Genomic DNA, 254 nt, shown 5'->3' with positions numbered 1-254 from the left:
GGCGCAGCTGGGTTAACAGTAACTTATCATGAGACAATGTCAGATGCACAGAATAATGTAGGTGCATTTGCCAGTCCATACAATAACATTGTGGTAAATACCCAAACGATTTATGTAAGAGTTGAGAGTGCAACCATAGCCACAGACTGTGCTAGTTTTGTAGAGCTTGTATTAATCGTAAATCCAACACCACAAATCACAGATCCAACCCCATTAGAAGTTTGTGATAACGATGCCGATGGTTTTGCTATTTT

The 254-nt window shown here is 39.8% G+C and carries 1 protein-coding gene; it reads left to right on the top strand.

Annotated elements, in window-relative coordinates:
- The coding region (locus Q0997_RS20395) for a hypothetical protein (protein WP_299892588.1) at window positions 1-254 on the top strand (254 nt) is incomplete at both ends.

This window comes from uncultured Lacinutrix sp., from assembly GCF_947500325.1.
Taxonomy (GTDB): domain Bacteria; phylum Bacteroidota; class Bacteroidia; order Flavobacteriales; family Flavobacteriaceae; genus Lacinutrix.
Note: the sequence above shows the minus strand (reverse complement) of the source record. Positions and strands in the feature narration are given on the sequence as shown.